The organism is Streptomyces capitiformicae (assembly GCF_002214185.1).
In the GTDB taxonomy this organism is placed as follows: Bacteria; Actinomycetota; Actinomycetes; order Streptomycetales; family Streptomycetaceae; genus Streptomyces; species Streptomyces capitiformicae.
On sequence record NZ_CP022161.1, the window covers coordinates 5,091,486 to 5,105,863 of the forward strand.

Here is a 14,378-nt window from a genome sequence, read left to right on the forward strand (position 1 = left end):
GCAACGCCACCTCACTGCGCGCCGACACCGGCCACACCACCAGACCCGAACCCGAACCCGACTCCCCAGCCTCAAGGCCCTCGACGTTTTCCCCCGACGGAGCCTGCTCGAGAATCACGTGCGCGTTCGTCCCACTGATACCGAAGGCGGACACACCGACCCGGCGCGGACGGTCGGCCTCCGGCCACTCCCGCGCCTCCGTCAGCAGCCGAACCGCCCCGGACGACCAGTCGACCTGATCCGTCGGCTTATCGACGTGCAGGGTGGCCGGCAACACGCCCTGGCGCATCGCCTCCACCATCTTGATCACACCAGCCACACCCGCAGCCGCCTGCGTATGACCGATGTTCGACTTCACCGAACCCAGCCACAACGGCCGGTCCTCGGGACGCCCCCGTCCATAAGTGGCCAGCAGGGCCTGCGCCTCGATCGGATCCCCGAGCGGGGTACCCGTGCCGTGCGCCTCGACCGCGTCCACCTCGGCAGCGGACAGCCCGGCGACGGCCAGCGCCTTCCGGATCACCCGGCGCTGCGCCGGACCACTCGGAGCCGTCAGGCCATTGCTCGCGCCGTCCTGGTTGACCGCACTGCCCCGCACCACCGCAAGCACCTCGTGCCCACGGCGCCGCGCGTCCGACAGTCGCTCCAGGACAAGTACGCCCACGCCCTCGGCCAGGCCGAAGCCGTCGGCCGAGGCGGCGAACGCCTTGTCCCGGCCGTCGGCGGACAGAGCGCCGAGCTGGCTGAACTCCTTGAACGCGCCCAGGTCGGACAGGACGGTCGCACCGGCCGACAGGGCCATGTCGCAGTCGCCGTTACGCAGCGCATGGCAGGCCGTGTGGAGGGCGGTCAGGGACGAGGAGCAAGCGGTGTCCAGTGTGAGGGCGGGGCCTTCCAGACCGAGGGCGTAGGCGATCCGGCCGGACGCCACGCTGCCGGTGGTGCCGGTGACGAGGTAACCGCCGGTGCCCTCCGGAGGGCTCTGCATGTGTTCGCCGGAGTGCAAGGCGATCATGCCGACGTAGACGCCGGTCCGGCTGCCCTTGAGGGACGTGGGATCGATACCGGTCCGTTCCAGGGCCTCCCACGAGGTTTCCAGGAGCAGCCGCTGCTGCGGGTCCATCGCCAGCGCCTCACGCGGCGAGATGCCGAAGAAGCCCGCGTCGAATTCGTCGGCGTCGTGGAGGAAGCCGCCTTCGCGCTGGTAGTAGGTGCCCGGAGTGCCGGCGACGGGGTGGTAGTCGCCGTCGATGTCCCAGCCGCGGTTGACGGGGAGCGGCGAGAGCGCGTCGCGTCCTTCTGCGACCAGGCGCCACAGGTCCTCGGGGGAAGCGACTCCGCCGGGGAACCGGCAGGCCATGCCGACGATGGCGATGGGGTCGTTCGGCTCGCCCGGCGCCCCGGCCGCCGAGTCCGGATCGCCGTCCCGGACCTGGTGGAGGTCGGCGTCGTCGAGCTCGTCGGGTGAGCGGCCGAGCAAGGTGTCCCGTACGACCGCGGCGAGCGCCTCGGGGGTGGGAGACTCGAACGCGACGGTGACGGGGAGGACGGTTCCGCACAGGTCGTTCAGGCGGTTGCGCAGGGCCACCGCGACGACGGAGTCGACGCCCATGTTGGTCCATGCCTGGTCGGCGCGGACGGCCTCGGGTCCGCTGAGGTCGAGCAGGGTCGCGGCCTCCTCCCGTATGAGGGTCAGCAGCGCGTGCAGGATCTCCGGGTCGGAAAGGCCGTCGAGACGGTCACGCCAAGCGGCGGCAGCGGGTGCTGTGGCCGTTTCCACGCTCCCGCCCTCGTTCTCGTTCTCGTCTTCTGCGGTGGGGGGTTCGGGCAACTCGATGCGTTCCGCGCCGGTTCCGTCGAACGGAGCTGTCCAGTCCGGGGTGGCGCCCTGTACGTAGAGCTGGGCGAGGGAGAGCAGGAAGCGGTCCATGCCGCCCTTGTTGCGGCGGATGGTGTCCACGACCGTTCCCTGTGCGCCGACGCTCTCCAGGGTGGCCTGGATCTGCATCGTCAGTACGGGGTGCGGGCTGATCTCCACAAAGGTGTGATGGCCGTCGGCCACCAGTTCGTTGACCGCTTGTTCGAAGCGGACGGTCTCGCGGAGGTTCAGGAACCAGTAGCCCGCGCCGACTCCGGCGGTGTCCTTGCGTCCGCCGGCGACACTTGAGTAGAAGGGGATCGGCGAGGACCAGGGGGCGATGCCGTCGAGGCCGCTGATGATGCCTTCGCGCAACTCGTCCACGTGCGGGGAGTGAGCCGCCACGTTCACGGGGATCCGCATGGCGGCGACGCGTTGCTCCCGCAGTTCGGCGACGAGTTCGATGACGGCGTCCGTCTCGCCCGAGACGACGACCGACTTCGGGCCGTTGATCGCCGCGAGGCACAGGTCGCTCCGGCCCGCGAGCCGGCGTTCGATCTCCTCGGCGGAGAGGGCCACGGCGGCCATGGTGCCGCGACCGTCGATCTTCTCGTATTCCCTGCCCCAGACCACGGTGACGCGGGCGGCGTCCTTCAGGGTCAGGCCGCCCACGACGGCCGCCGCGGGCATCTCGCCGAGGCTGTGGCCGGTCACGGCGTCGGGCTCTATGCCATGGCTGCGCCACAGCTCGGTCAGGGCCACCATCACAGCGAAGAGGCAGACCACCGCCACATCCGTGCGGTTGATGTCCTCGACGGTGCCGGGAACCTCGTCGAGGACATCGAGCAACGACCAGTCCGCGTAGGGCTCCAATGCCTGCGCGCACTCTTCGAGCGTCCGCCGGAACAACGGCGATTCGACGGACAGCGCCCTGGCCATCGCGGCCCACTGGCCGCCCTGTCCGGGGTAGACGAACACGGTGCCGCCGGGCCGCCAGTCGGCGACCCTGCCCTGGACGACATTGCTCGCGGTGCCGCCCTCGGCGAGCACTTCCAGGCCCGAGAGCAACTCCTCCGCCGTACGGCCCACGATCACCGCCCGGTAGTCCCCAGCCGGCTCCCTCGTGGCGAGGGAGAGCCCCAGGTCGGCCGGATTCGGGTCGCCGGACACGACGAAGTCACGCAGTTGGCGTGCCCGTTGCCGCAGTGCCGCCTGGCTCGGAGCGGACAACGTCCAGGGCAGCGCGGGGGTCTGCGCGTTCGTCTGCATTCGGGAGACCTCTTCCACAAGGAGGCTGCGCAGCGTGCCAACGGGCACCGCGGAGCAAGGGGGCGTGCGGCATGGCCGGCGGGACAGTGCTCCGGCGCCGCGGGTGGGGGTGGGGACGCGAGACGACAGGGGAGGCAGAAAGACAGCGGGCACGTCGTGCGGGACGGCCCGGTGTGGTGGGGGGAGAGGTGGACCGGGCGAGTCAGCGGCGCGAGGTGAGGATCCGGTCCAGTACGGCGGCGTTGATGTCCTCTTGGTGGTCGGTGAGGAAGAAGTGGCCGCCGTGGTAGGTACGCAGGGCGAATTCCCCGGTGGTGTGCTGTTCCCAGGCGCTTGCCTCGTCCGCCGAGACCCGTGGGTCCCCGTCGCCGGTGAACACAGTGATCGGGCAGTTCAGCTTCGGGGCCGGTCGCCAGCGGTACGTCTCCACGGCCCGGTAGTCGTTGCGCACCGACGGCAGAATGAGTTCGAGCAGGTCGTCGTCGCCGAGCAGAGCGGAGTCCGTGCCGTTCAGTTCCCTGAGGTCGGCTATCAGTCCGCGGTCGTCCAGGGTGTGCACTCGCTCGTCGCGGTGGCGGGAGGGAGCGCGCCGCCCGGAGGCGAACAGCGCGACCGGTACCGTTTCCGCCAGGTTTTCCAGCCGCTGGGCGACCTCGAATGCGACAACAGCGCCCATACTGTGGCCGAACAGCGCGAGCGGTTTGTCGGTCAGGGGCCTGAGAACCTCGAAGAGCGCGTCGGCAAGTCGGTCGATGTCACCGACAAGGGATTCCGCGCGCCGCTCCTGCCGTCCCGGGTACTGGACGGCCAGAATTTCCACGGAGGAGGGAAAAGCCTTGGCCATCGGAAAATAAAAGGGGGCGGATCCTCCGGCATGTGGAAAGCACACCATCCGGACCTCGCTGCCCGGTGCCGGGTTGTAGGACCTGAGCCACAGGTCGCCTTTTACGGGATTAACAGCCATGCTCACTGCCTTCTGGTAGCGGACCACTCGCGCCGTCCTATGAAAACCCTGCGAGACACCGTCCACACCTGTGAGATCACCGCACGCAGTCGGGCAGGACTCTGGGCGGCCAGCTCCCGATACACAGGATCCCGGAGGCATACGCCCGGGAAACGAGGGCCGATCTGTTGGGTGCCTGAAATTTCCGCAGCATTCCGCCGATGTGGTACTCGATGCCCTGTCGGCTCAGGTAGAGACGGACGGCAAGCTGAGCCGAGGGAACACCGGCAGCGACGCCTTCCAGGATCCGTGCGTCGAGTTCGGTGATCGCCTGCCGGCGGTTCGCTATCGGCCTGCCTTCGTAGTCGGCGCCCTCGGGCTTGACCAGCACTCCGACCGCCTCGGTACTGTCGTGCGCGCCGTTGCGCACGACTCCGGTCAGCAGGCCGGGAAAGATGGATCCGTCGGGCCGGGCGGCGACGATCGGCGTGTCGAAGCGGCGTTTCCTGCCATCGATCAGCCGGTTCAACTGCTCCTGGACGGTTTTCCCCATGCCAGGGTGAACCAGCTCCACGAAACGGGATCCGTGGAGTTCTCCCACGTCCTGTCCGAAGTGCTTCCGGAAGTTATCGTCTGTCTTCCTGACACGCAACTGCGTGTCCAGCATGGCCACACAAATACCAGATATCTCTGAAAGGAGTCCGGGCAACGTCGACCGGTCCTCCGATACTTCCCGGACAGCTTCCTCCAGCACTCCGGAAGGCGTGAGTTCGCTCATCTTCGCCTCTCTCCGACACCCCCGCCGAAAATTCCCTGAGCCACCCGCCCCTCATAGCGAGAGAATCCCGCCGAGCCGGGTGGCCATGGCTCGAAACGTAGGGACCGCTCTCGGTGATCGTCAAGGAAGAGACGGCACGGGAGGGCTAATGCCGTGGTGCGGAGCGCCCCGAGGGGGATCGGGGTTCGGTGGTTCGGTGGTGGGGGTTCGGTGGTGGGGGTTCGGTGGTTCGGTGGTGGGGGTCCGGTGGTTCGGTGGTGGGGGTCCGGTGGTTCGGTGGTGGGGGTCCGGTGGTGGGGGTCCGGTGCGGGCGGGGCACGCGGAAAGCGCGGCCGAACTGGGCTAATGACTAAATGTTGTCTGCCTAGCATGACGGCCACGGCCAAGCGGGAGAGCCACACGACGCGGGCGGAGAACCGCACGGTGTCGGCGACGAACCGCGCGACGCAGAAGGACGGACCGATGCCGACGGAATCCAGGGACGCCGTGTTCACACGGCCCGTGACCCCCAGCGAGCGAATCCAGTTCCTCGCCTCGCCTGCCGAGATTCCTGCGGTGATGCAGGTTCTCGTCGAGGGGCACGGCCGCATCGACGTCGCCGAGCTGCGGCACGCGGTCACTGTCACTGCCGAGGCATGCCCCGGGACCCGGCTGGCGCTGAACGGCGCGAACTGGACGGACACCGGCCGGGCACCCGAGGTGCGGGTACTGGACCGCCGGTGTCTCGACCGGGACGAACTGGCGGACGAGCCCGCCCTGCACACCCCGCTCATCGGCGAGGGCGAGCCCACCTGTGAGGTGCTGCTCGTCGACGGCCCCGACAGTACGGTCGTCTTCCGCGCCAACCACGGTGTCATGGACGGGGGCGGGATGCGCCACTGGATCGTCTCCGTTTTCGCCGCTCTTCGCGGCGAACCGCCCATCGAGGCCAAGTCGGCTGTCACGGACTTGGAGTTCGTCAACCTGCTGCACGCCGCGAGCCTGTCCACGACGGCCGCGGAGAAGACGGAGGACTCGGAGGAGACGAAGGACTCGGAGGCCGGCGAAGGCGCCGTGACCGAGGCGGACATTCCCGCAACCGGAACCGGCGTCCCGACAGAGGACCAACCCCCGCTCACGGATGTCGAGTTGTTCTTCCAGCTCCTCGCGAGCTCTTCGGGCGACGATCCGGGGGTCGCCCCCTCCACCTGGTCGCCGGTGCTCGCCCATCCACAACAGCGAGGCAGCCGCAGGCTGTTCTGGCGGCGGCGTACCATCGACGGCAACCATCTGGGGCTGGTGGCGAAGCTGGCCACCGCGATCACCAAGGCCAGTGGGCTGGACCGGGCGCGCTTCGGCATCCCCGTCGATCTGCGCCGCCATGATCCCGAGCTGCGCACCACCGGCAATCTGACCATGGGCATATCCGTCGACGTCCAGGCGGGCGACGACTGGCGGACGGCCCACCAGAGCGTGCTGTCCGCGCTGGCCGACCGGCGGGAACTGCCGCCGGGGCCGGTTCCCACGCAGGTCGTGCCGGTGCCGCTGGAGGACATCCGGCAGGGCGGCGCCGCCATGGACGCCCAGGTCACGCTCACGGGCGAGTACTTCGGCTCAGCCGTCCTGTCCAGCCTGGGCCGGGTCGCGCTCGCCGAGGTCAGCACGGACGTCTTCGAGGCGGCCTCGGTCTACGCGCTCCCGATGCTTCTGGCCATGAGCCCACCGATGTTCACCATCATGGAGTGCGACGGCCGGGCCGAGATCGTCCTCGGCTGGCACGACGGGCCGGAGGCCATCGCCCGGGGCGAACAGCTGCTGGACGACGTCGTCGAGGAGTTGGTGCCCCTCGCGCACCGCGGCCCTCATGCGCGCGGCCTCGGCCACGAGCAGGCGGAGGCGGCTGCCCCCGCGCTCGCCCCGACCGCACCCACCGCACCCACCGCACCCACCGCACCCACCGCACCCACCACCCTTACCGCGCTCTTCCGCGAGCAGGTGAGCAGGACCCCGGACGCCATCGCGCTGTGCGGCCCGGAGGGGCCGGTCACGTACGGCGACCTGGGCCGCCGGGCGGACGCGGTGGCCAGCGCGCTGCGCGAGCGCGGCATCGGCAAGGGAGACGTGATCGGTCTGCTCGCGGACCGCGGTGTCGCCCTGCTCGCCGGGATGTGGGGGGTGCTGCAGGCGGGCGCCGCGTTCCTGCCGCTGGAGCCGGGGCACCCGGACAGCCGCCTCCTCGACCTGCTGGCGGACGCCGGTTCCCCACTCTGCCTGGTCCAGGACAGCCACCGTACGCGGCTCGGCGACTGGCCCTCCTTCGACGTGCTCGTGCTGGAGCGGGTCGGTGCCGCAGAAGCCGGTCCGGGCACCGAACCGGGTTCCGGGCCGACTGCCGATCCGGCGCCGGACCCGGTAGAGGCCGAGGACCTGGCGTATGTCATCTACACATCCGGTTCCACGGGCCGCCCCAAGGGTGTCGAGGTCACTCACCGGAGTGTGGTCAACTACGTCCGCTGGGCGGTCCGGCTCTACGGGATGGACGCCGCCACCCGCATCCCGCTGTTCGCCTCGGTCGCGTTCGACTGGACGTACAACTCGGTTTTCCCGCCGCTGCTTTCGGGCGGCACGGTGCTGCTGGTGCCCGAGGAGCCCAACCATCTGGTGCTGCGGAAACTCCTCGAGGAGTCGGGGGCCAACACCCTTTCCCTCACCCCGACCCATCTCGATCTGATCGGCCGGCTCGGGCTCTCGCCGAGCGGGTTCAAGGTGGTCGCGGCTGCGGGGGAGCCGCTCACCGGGCTGCTCGCCGAGCGCACTCAGCGGATCTTCGGCCCGGACTGCCGGATCGTCAACGCGTACGGCCCCACCGAGGCAACCATCGCGTGCACGGCCGGCGTGTTCGACGCCGAGCAGCATTCCGGGTCCCCCACCGTTCCCATCGGGCTGCCCGCCGACAGCTCCGCGGTCTATCTGATCGCCGCGGACCGGCAGTTCACCGAGCCGGGACAGATCGGCGAGATCTGTGTCTCGGGCGCGGCCCTCGCGCTCGGTTACCGGCAGAGGCCCGATCTGACCCGGGACCGATTCGTCCGCCTCGGCGACGGCACCCGGGTGTACCGGACCGGTGACCTGGGGCGGCTGCTACCCGACGGCTCCCTGGAATGCCTCGGCCGGATCGACCATCAGGTCAAGGTGAACGGGGTGCGGGTGGAGCCCGCCGAGATCGCCCGCTGTCTGGAGGAACACCCGGCGGTGGAACGGGCGGTCGTGACAGCACGGGTCCGGCCCAGTGACGGCCGGAGAGTACTGTGCGCCCATGTGGTCCTCAACACCCCGGTGGAGACCGACCTGTTGGCGGTTCACGCGGCGGCACGGCTACCCCGTGCCATGGTGCCGACGGTGCTGCTGCAGGTGGCGGAGCTGCCCCGCACCAGCAGTGACAAGATCGACGTCCAGGCGCTCCCCGACCCGTTCGCCCAGGAGCCCGGCACCCCTGCCCCCGTCGCGCGAACCGTCGTACGTGACGAGGTCGAGGAAGCCGTCGCCCAGGTCTGGGGGCGGGTCCTGGCTGTCGACCCCGAACGGCTCGGCGCCGACGCCGACTTCCATCTGCTGGGCGGGGATTCGGTTTCGCTGATCGCCATGCTCGGTGGTGTGTCCACGGAGGTGGTGGGGGCCGAACTGGAGGAACGGTTCCTGGATCACCTCCTCCCGCGGATCCTCGCCGATCCGACCCTGGAGCAGGTCTGTTCCGCGGTCCGAAAGGTCAGAGTGGCGGACACGGAGGCCGCGGGGCACGCGGGGCACGCGGGGCACGCGGGGCACGCGGGGCACGCGGGGCACGCGGGGCACGCGGGCGGACCCGCGCAGACGGACTCCCTCCAGTCGAGTCCCTCTTGATCACGGATCCACCAAGAACTTGACCTACGCGAACCATTCCCTTGAAACTTGCATTGTTTCACCCTCTTGAAACTTGCATTGTTTCACCGCACGTTCACAACTCCGGCAACTGGGTCTCATGGCACCCTCACACTGCGTAGATACGCCTGAGTGACCAGGTATGGACGAACGTGATGTCAGGGAGGAAAGCCCGTTGACGGAAGTCGTGCCACAAGCCGGTTCCCGCTCGCCAGACGGTTCTCCGACCGGCCGTACGACCGAGTCGGCACGCCTGAGGGAGGAGGCCGACCTGGCCCGGGCGGGCCGGGGCAGGCTGGTCATCGTGCGCGGGCCGTCCGGCATCGGCAAGAGCGCCCTGCTGGACGGGGTGCCGGGTGACGGGTTCACCGTCCTGCGTGTCACCTGCCGGGAGACGGACTCCGCCACGGCGTACGCGGCGGCCTCGGAACTCCTGCGGACGCCCGCGGATCTCCAGCCCAGGGCCCGGGAGCAGTTGGCGGCGGCCCTGTCCGCCGCCACGCCCCTGACCGGGGCGTACCCGACATTGCGGCGGCTGGAGCGGTGCGTGGCCCTGCTCGCGGCCCACCGGCCGCTGGCCCTGGTGGTCGACGACGCGCACTGGTGCGACGCGTCCTCGCTGCGCTGGCTGCGCTTCCTGTTGACCAGGTCGCGGCACCGCCCGCTGCTGGTGCTGGCGGCCTCGAGGGATCGGGCGACACCTCCGGACGGCGACGAACTGGAGCAGCTCACAGCCTGGCACGCGTCGGCCGTGCTCGGCCTTGGCCCACTGGACCCGGCGACCGTCGCCGATGTCGTGGGGCAGCGGCTCGGCACCCCGGAACCGCAGTTCGCACAGGAGTGCGCCAGGTTGTCGGGCGGCAATCCGCGGCTGCTGCACCAACTGCTCGACGCTCTGTCGAACGCGGGAGTACAGCCTCGGGCCGGTGAGGCAGAGCGGGTCGTGGAACGCGGCCGGGCCACGGTACGGGCTTCGCTGCGGACGCGGTTGGCCATGCTGCCCCAGCCGGTGCGGAACGTCTTGGCGGCCCTGGCCGTGGCGGGTGACATCGGCCCCGCGCTGGTCGGCGCGATGGCCCGGGTGTCCGCCGGACGGGCCCGGACGGCACTGGCCGTACTGCGCGAGGAAGGCATCGTCACGCCGGACGGATCCGGTTTCGTCCACGAGACGATCCGGCAGGCGGTGATCGACACGCTCCCACCGCGAGAGCAGACGCAGTTGTGCGAGCGTGCCGTGGCACTGCTGAACGACACCGCCCAGCCGGTTCGGCAGGTGGCGGAACAGTTACTGCGACTACCCCGTCTGGAGTGCGCCTGGATGGCCGACGCGCTGCACACCGCCGCGGACGAGGCAATGCACCAGGGCGAGCCGATGGAAAGCGTGCGGTACCTGCGACGGCTACTGGCCGACCAGTGCGACCCGGCGGAGCGGGAGCGGACCCGGATCCGGCTGGCGGAGACGCTGATGCGGCTGGACCCGGCGGCCGCGCTCCCCGACCTGCTCGCGGCCGTACGCCGGGCGGCCACCCCGGTCGAACAGGCCCGCCTCGCCATACGGTACGGCGACGCGGCGATCGCCACGCAGCGCGTACTCACGGCCGAGCCCGTACTCGCCGCGGCCCTGGAGGCACTGCGTACGGCGACGGGCGGGCGGCCCAGCCCGGAGGAGGCGGAGCTGGAGTGCCGACTGCGGTCCACTCTGGTGGTCATCGGAATCAGCCGGGCGCCGGACTCCCGGAGCGGCCGAGCCCGGGTACAGGAGTCGGCGACCGCGCTGAGGACCACGAGGCAGCCCGCGGGCGACACTCTCGAGGAACGGCGGATACTCGCCGCCCAGGCACTGCTCACAGCGGTGGAAAGCCGGTCGGCGCCAGCCGCCGTGACGCTCGCGCAGCGGGCTCTCACGAGCGCAGTCTGGGATGACTGGATATCACACCAAAGCAGCTGGGTCCTGGCCCTGGCCGACGAGGTCGAACTGTCGTCCCAGGTCTTCGAGCAGGCGCTGGACGTGTCGCGGGACCAGGGCAACGACTGGGTTCATCACCAGCACCTGGCCCTGAGGGGGCTGACGCTGTACCTCCGGGGGGCCATCCACGAAGGCCTGGCAGAGGCGCGGCGCGCACTGGAGCTCGACGAGCGGGCATCCTGGCGTCGGTCCTCGACGCTTCCGCCCTCGGTCATGGCGGTCTTACTGACCGCGGCGGGGCGCCCGGAGGCGGCCGACAAGCTACTGGCACGGCGCGGAATCATCGAGGGGGCGGATACGCCGGACGGTGAACTCGGCTGGGCCCGGTGTCTGCTGTCCATGTACTGGGGGTGGTCGCGGTGGCGGCGGGGCGACCGGGCCGGCGCGCTGCGTACATTCCTGCGTACAGGCGACGAGTTGAGGGCCTCCGGTGTCGTCAACCCGGTGATCTCGCCCTGGTGGATGTACGCGGTGAAGCTCCTCGTCAAGGACGGACGGGCGCCGGAGGCGCGTGAGCTGATCGAGCAGGTCGCCACGCCGGCAGCCAACTGGGGCACGCCCCGTGCCCTCGGCCAGGTGCTGCTGGCCCGGGCCGCGGCGGCGGACCAACGGAAGTCGATCGGCCTCTACCTGGAGGCGGCCGACGTGCTCGCCGGGGCGCCCGATCTGGCCTCCCGCATCCAGGTCGACTACCAACTGGGGCGCGCGTTGTTGCAGGCCGGTGACCCGGCCGCGGCCCGCAAGCACCTGCGGCAGGCCGTCGACCTCGCCACCCGGACCGGCGCCCACGGCTCGGCGGGCGCCGCCGCCGAACTCCTGGTCATGGCGGGCGGTCGACTGCGGAAGGCGACCGACGGCCCGGCGAGTCTCCTGCTGACCAGGTCCGAACTCCAGATCGCGGAGCTGGCCATGCGGGGCGTGAGCAACCAGCGGATCGCCGACGAGCTGTTCATCACGCTGCGCACCGTCGAGACCCATCTGACGGCCACCTATCGCAAACTCGGTGTCAGCAACCGACGGGAGCTGTCGCAGATCCTGCCGCGCTGGCGGCACGGCCAGGACGCACCGCGGGCCGAGGGCGGAGCCGGCGGACCGGCCGTTCGCGTGGCACGCGGCTCGGCGGGGAGCCGGTGATGGCCGCGGACCGCACTTCGCCGACCGACCGGTCGCAGCCGGAAGAACCGTGGCCCCACCAGCGGCACAACGGGCTCCTGGTGGACCGCGAGCAGGCGTGCGAACGGCTGCGGGTGGCACTGGGCGGGCTGGTCAAGGGCCGGTCGGCGGCCGTCAGGGTGCTCGGGGTGCCGGGCTCGGGCCGCAGCGCGCTGCTGCGGTGGACCGCGGACCTCGCCGAGCAGTCGGGCGTACGGGTGATGTACGGGCGTGGCTCGGCCCAGGAGTCCGGGCTGAGGTACGGCGTCGTCCAGCAACTGCTCGGCTCCGCGTACCGCCGCGACCGTTACACATCCGATGAGCGGGCCGCGCGGCAGGCGCCGAACGGCCGGGCGCTGACCGCCGATCTGTGCCGGACCTTTCTGCGGGCAGCGCGGCAGCGCCCCCTGCTCGTCGTGGTCGACGGCCTGGAGTGGGCGGACCCCTGGTCCCGGAACCTGCTCGACGCGCTGTCGCGGCGGCTGCGGCAGGCTCCGGTGCTCCTGGTCACCGCTGCCGGACCTACCTCGACCGAGCAGGCGGCATCCGGTCTGACGGAAGGCGCGGGAGAGACCGTCGAGCTGCGACCGCTGAGCGTGTCCGGCATCCGTACGGTCCTGGAGCGGGCGCACGGCGGCCCGGTCGACGACGCGTTCGTCGAGGCCGCGGCCCGCGCCACCCGAGGCAGTCCCAAGGTGCTGTGCGCCGCGGTCGTCCCACTCGTCCGGGGCCCGCAGAGCTGGTCGCCCGGCGCGCTGGCGGAGCTGACCTCGCGGGCCAAGGACGCCGCCGACAAGCAGGTGTCCGAACTGCTGGACGCCCTCCCCGGCGACCTGGTGCTGCTGCTGCGCGCGATCGTGGTGTGCGGCCGGGAACTGCCCCCCGCGCTGTTCTGCCGGCTGGCCGGACTGCGCACCCTGTCGGCGCCGCGGGCGATCACCATGCTGCGGGCGGCCGGACTGCTCGCGCCGGGCGAGCCGTGGGCCGTGTCCGACGAAGAGACGGCCGCGTGTGTGCTGGCGGGGCTGGCGCCCGAGGCGCGGGAGGAGCTGTACGCTGCCGCGGCCCTGCTCGGCCACAAGACGGCGATCGAGGACGAGAAGCTGGCCCGGCTGCTGCTGGGCACCCGCCGGACTGGCCACGCCTGGGCGGTACAGGCCCTGCACCGGGCAGCCGCCGCGAGCCGGAACCGGGGTGACAACGCGATGTCGGCGCGCTGTCTGCAGCGGGCCCTGGACGAGGACATGGACAAGGGGGAACAGGCTCAACTGCTCCTGGAACTCGGTGCCGCCGAGATGGCGGAGTCCCCGCACGCGGGCGACGCGCCCCTCGTCCAGGTCTTCATGGACACCACCAACGGGGTGCTCGCGCCGCTGCGACTGGGGGCCATCGACCTGCTGTACGCCAAGGGGGTCGAGGCCGTGGCGACCCGGCTCGCGGCCCAGGACACCCCGGTCGGCGAGCCGCTGTCGCCCGCGGCCCCGTGGCCCATGGAGCTGACGAACCCCCAGGACCAGTCCCACGACCAGTTGCTGGAACGTCTGCTGGACTCCTCGCCGGCCGCCGCCCTCGCGGGCCATCCGGTGCGCTCTGCACTCACCGCCTGGCGGCTGATGCTGCGGGGCCAGTCCGCCGACCGCAGTCAGGAGCTGGCCCGCCTAGCACTGGGTCAGTCACAGGGCGACAGCTCCCTGTTCGCGACGCGGATCATGGCCTGCCGGGTGTTGGTGGTGCACGGCCGGTACGACGAAGCACTGGCCGGCCTGGACGCCGTACTGACGGAGACCTCACAGCAGTACATGGAGACCGTCCACGCCCGGGCACTGGAGGCCCGTGCCTGGGCCCTGCTGCGCTGCGCCCGGCTCAAGGAGGCGGAGCTCGACCTCAACCTGGTGCGAAAGCGGCTGCCGGCCCACCGCTGGCACCCTTCGGTCTCGCTGCGGTTCACCACACTGGAGATGGTGCTGCGCGTGTACAGGTCGCAGTTCGGCGCGGCCCTGCGACTGGCCGAGGAGGCCGGTCAGGGGGCCGAGTGGGACGCCACGGGGTGGCCCGGACTGCTGTGGGCCCGCGGTTGTGCGCGGCTGGGCGACGGTGACGCCGTCGGCGCCGCCACCGATCTGGAGGAGTGCGGGCGGCGTCTGTTACACAAACAGATCGTGCATCCGAACTTCATCTCGTGGCGCTACTTCGCGGCGGTCGCCCGGCATGTGTGCGGAGACGTCGAGGCGGCGACCCGTCTGGCCGAGGAGCACCAGCGGCTGTCCTCGGCGTGGAACAAGCCGAGCGCCGTGGGGACAATCGCGGTGGGCATCGCCCTGGCCTCCGACCGGGAGCTGGGCGAGGACGCGCTCGTCCGGGCGGCCCGGGCGGTGAGCAGTTCGGACACGTTACCGAGCGCACCGGAGCTGGCCGCGTGGACCGCGGCATTGCTGTCGGCGGGGACATCCGCCGTCCCGGTCATCGGGCTGGAGACCGGGGCCGATCCCGGGTGAAGGCCCGTTCGGTTTCTCAT

General features: G+C 70.9%; 6 protein-coding genes. 3 read left to right on the forward strand and 3 right to left on the reverse strand.

Annotation, left to right across the window (positions count from 1 at the left end):
* The 3 genes from CES90_RS22720 to CES90_RS22730 form a co-directional block, all read right to left on the reverse strand.
* The coding region (locus CES90_RS22720) for a type I polyketide synthase (protein ID WP_208921439.1) at positions 1–3,127 on the reverse strand (3,127 nt) is incomplete at its 3' end.
* Positions 3,128–3,329: 202 nt separating this feature from the next.
* Positions 3,330–4,091, reverse strand: a complete 762-nt coding sequence (locus CES90_RS22725) for a thioesterase II family protein (RefSeq protein ID WP_269801952.1) — start codon at positions 4,089–4,091, stop codon at positions 3,330–3,332.
* A gap of 76 nt (positions 4,092–4,167) precedes the next feature.
* Positions 4,168–4,848, reverse strand: coding sequence for a helix-turn-helix transcriptional regulator (locus tag CES90_RS22730; RefSeq protein ID WP_189786393.1), 681 nt, complete (start codon positions 4,846–4,848; stop codon positions 4,168–4,170).
* Positions 4,849–5,217: 369 nt separating this feature from the next.
* Here CES90_RS22730 and CES90_RS22735 point away from each other — a divergent pair, with 369 nt between their 5' ends.
* The 3 genes from CES90_RS22735 to CES90_RS22745 all read left to right on the forward strand — a co-directional run bounded on the left by CES90_RS22735 (position 5,218) and on the right by CES90_RS22745 (position 14,358).
* On the forward strand, positions 5,218–8,727 hold the full coding sequence (locus CES90_RS22735; RefSeq protein WP_208921440.1) for a non-ribosomal peptide synthetase: 3,510 nt from the start codon (positions 5,218–5,220) through the stop codon (positions 8,725–8,727).
* Positions 8,728–8,920: 193 nt separating this feature from the next.
* The gene (locus tag CES90_RS22740) at positions 8,921–11,845 is read left to right on the forward strand and encodes a helix-turn-helix transcriptional regulator (RefSeq protein WP_189786395.1); all 2,925 of its coding nucleotides are present in this window, start codon (positions 8,921–8,923) and stop codon (positions 11,843–11,845) included.
* Positions 11,845–14,358: an AAA family ATPase gene (locus CES90_RS22745; protein WP_189786396.1), complete on the forward strand. Its 2,514-nt coding sequence runs from the start codon at positions 11,845–11,847 to the stop codon at positions 14,356–14,358. The genes CES90_RS22740 and CES90_RS22745 overlap by 1 nt, the downstream gene beginning before the upstream one ends.
* Positions 14,359–14,378 lie beyond the last annotated feature (20 nt).

Coding starts and splice junctions, on each gene's coding strand:
- CES90_RS22735 (WP_208921440.1), top strand. CDS start 5,218: ATGACGGCCACGGCCAAGCGGGAGAGCCACACGACGCGGGCGGAGAAC.
- CES90_RS22725 (WP_269801952.1), bottom strand. CDS start 4,091: ATGGCTGTTAATCCCGTAAAAGGCGACCTGTGGCTCAGGTCCTACAAC.
- CES90_RS22730 (WP_189786393.1), bottom strand. CDS start 4,848: ATGAGCGAACTCACGCCTTCCGGAGTGCTGGAGGAAGCTGTCCGGGAA.
- CES90_RS22745 (WP_189786396.1), top strand. CDS start 11,845: ATGGCCGCGGACCGCACTTCGCCGACCGACCGGTCGCAGCCGGAAGAA.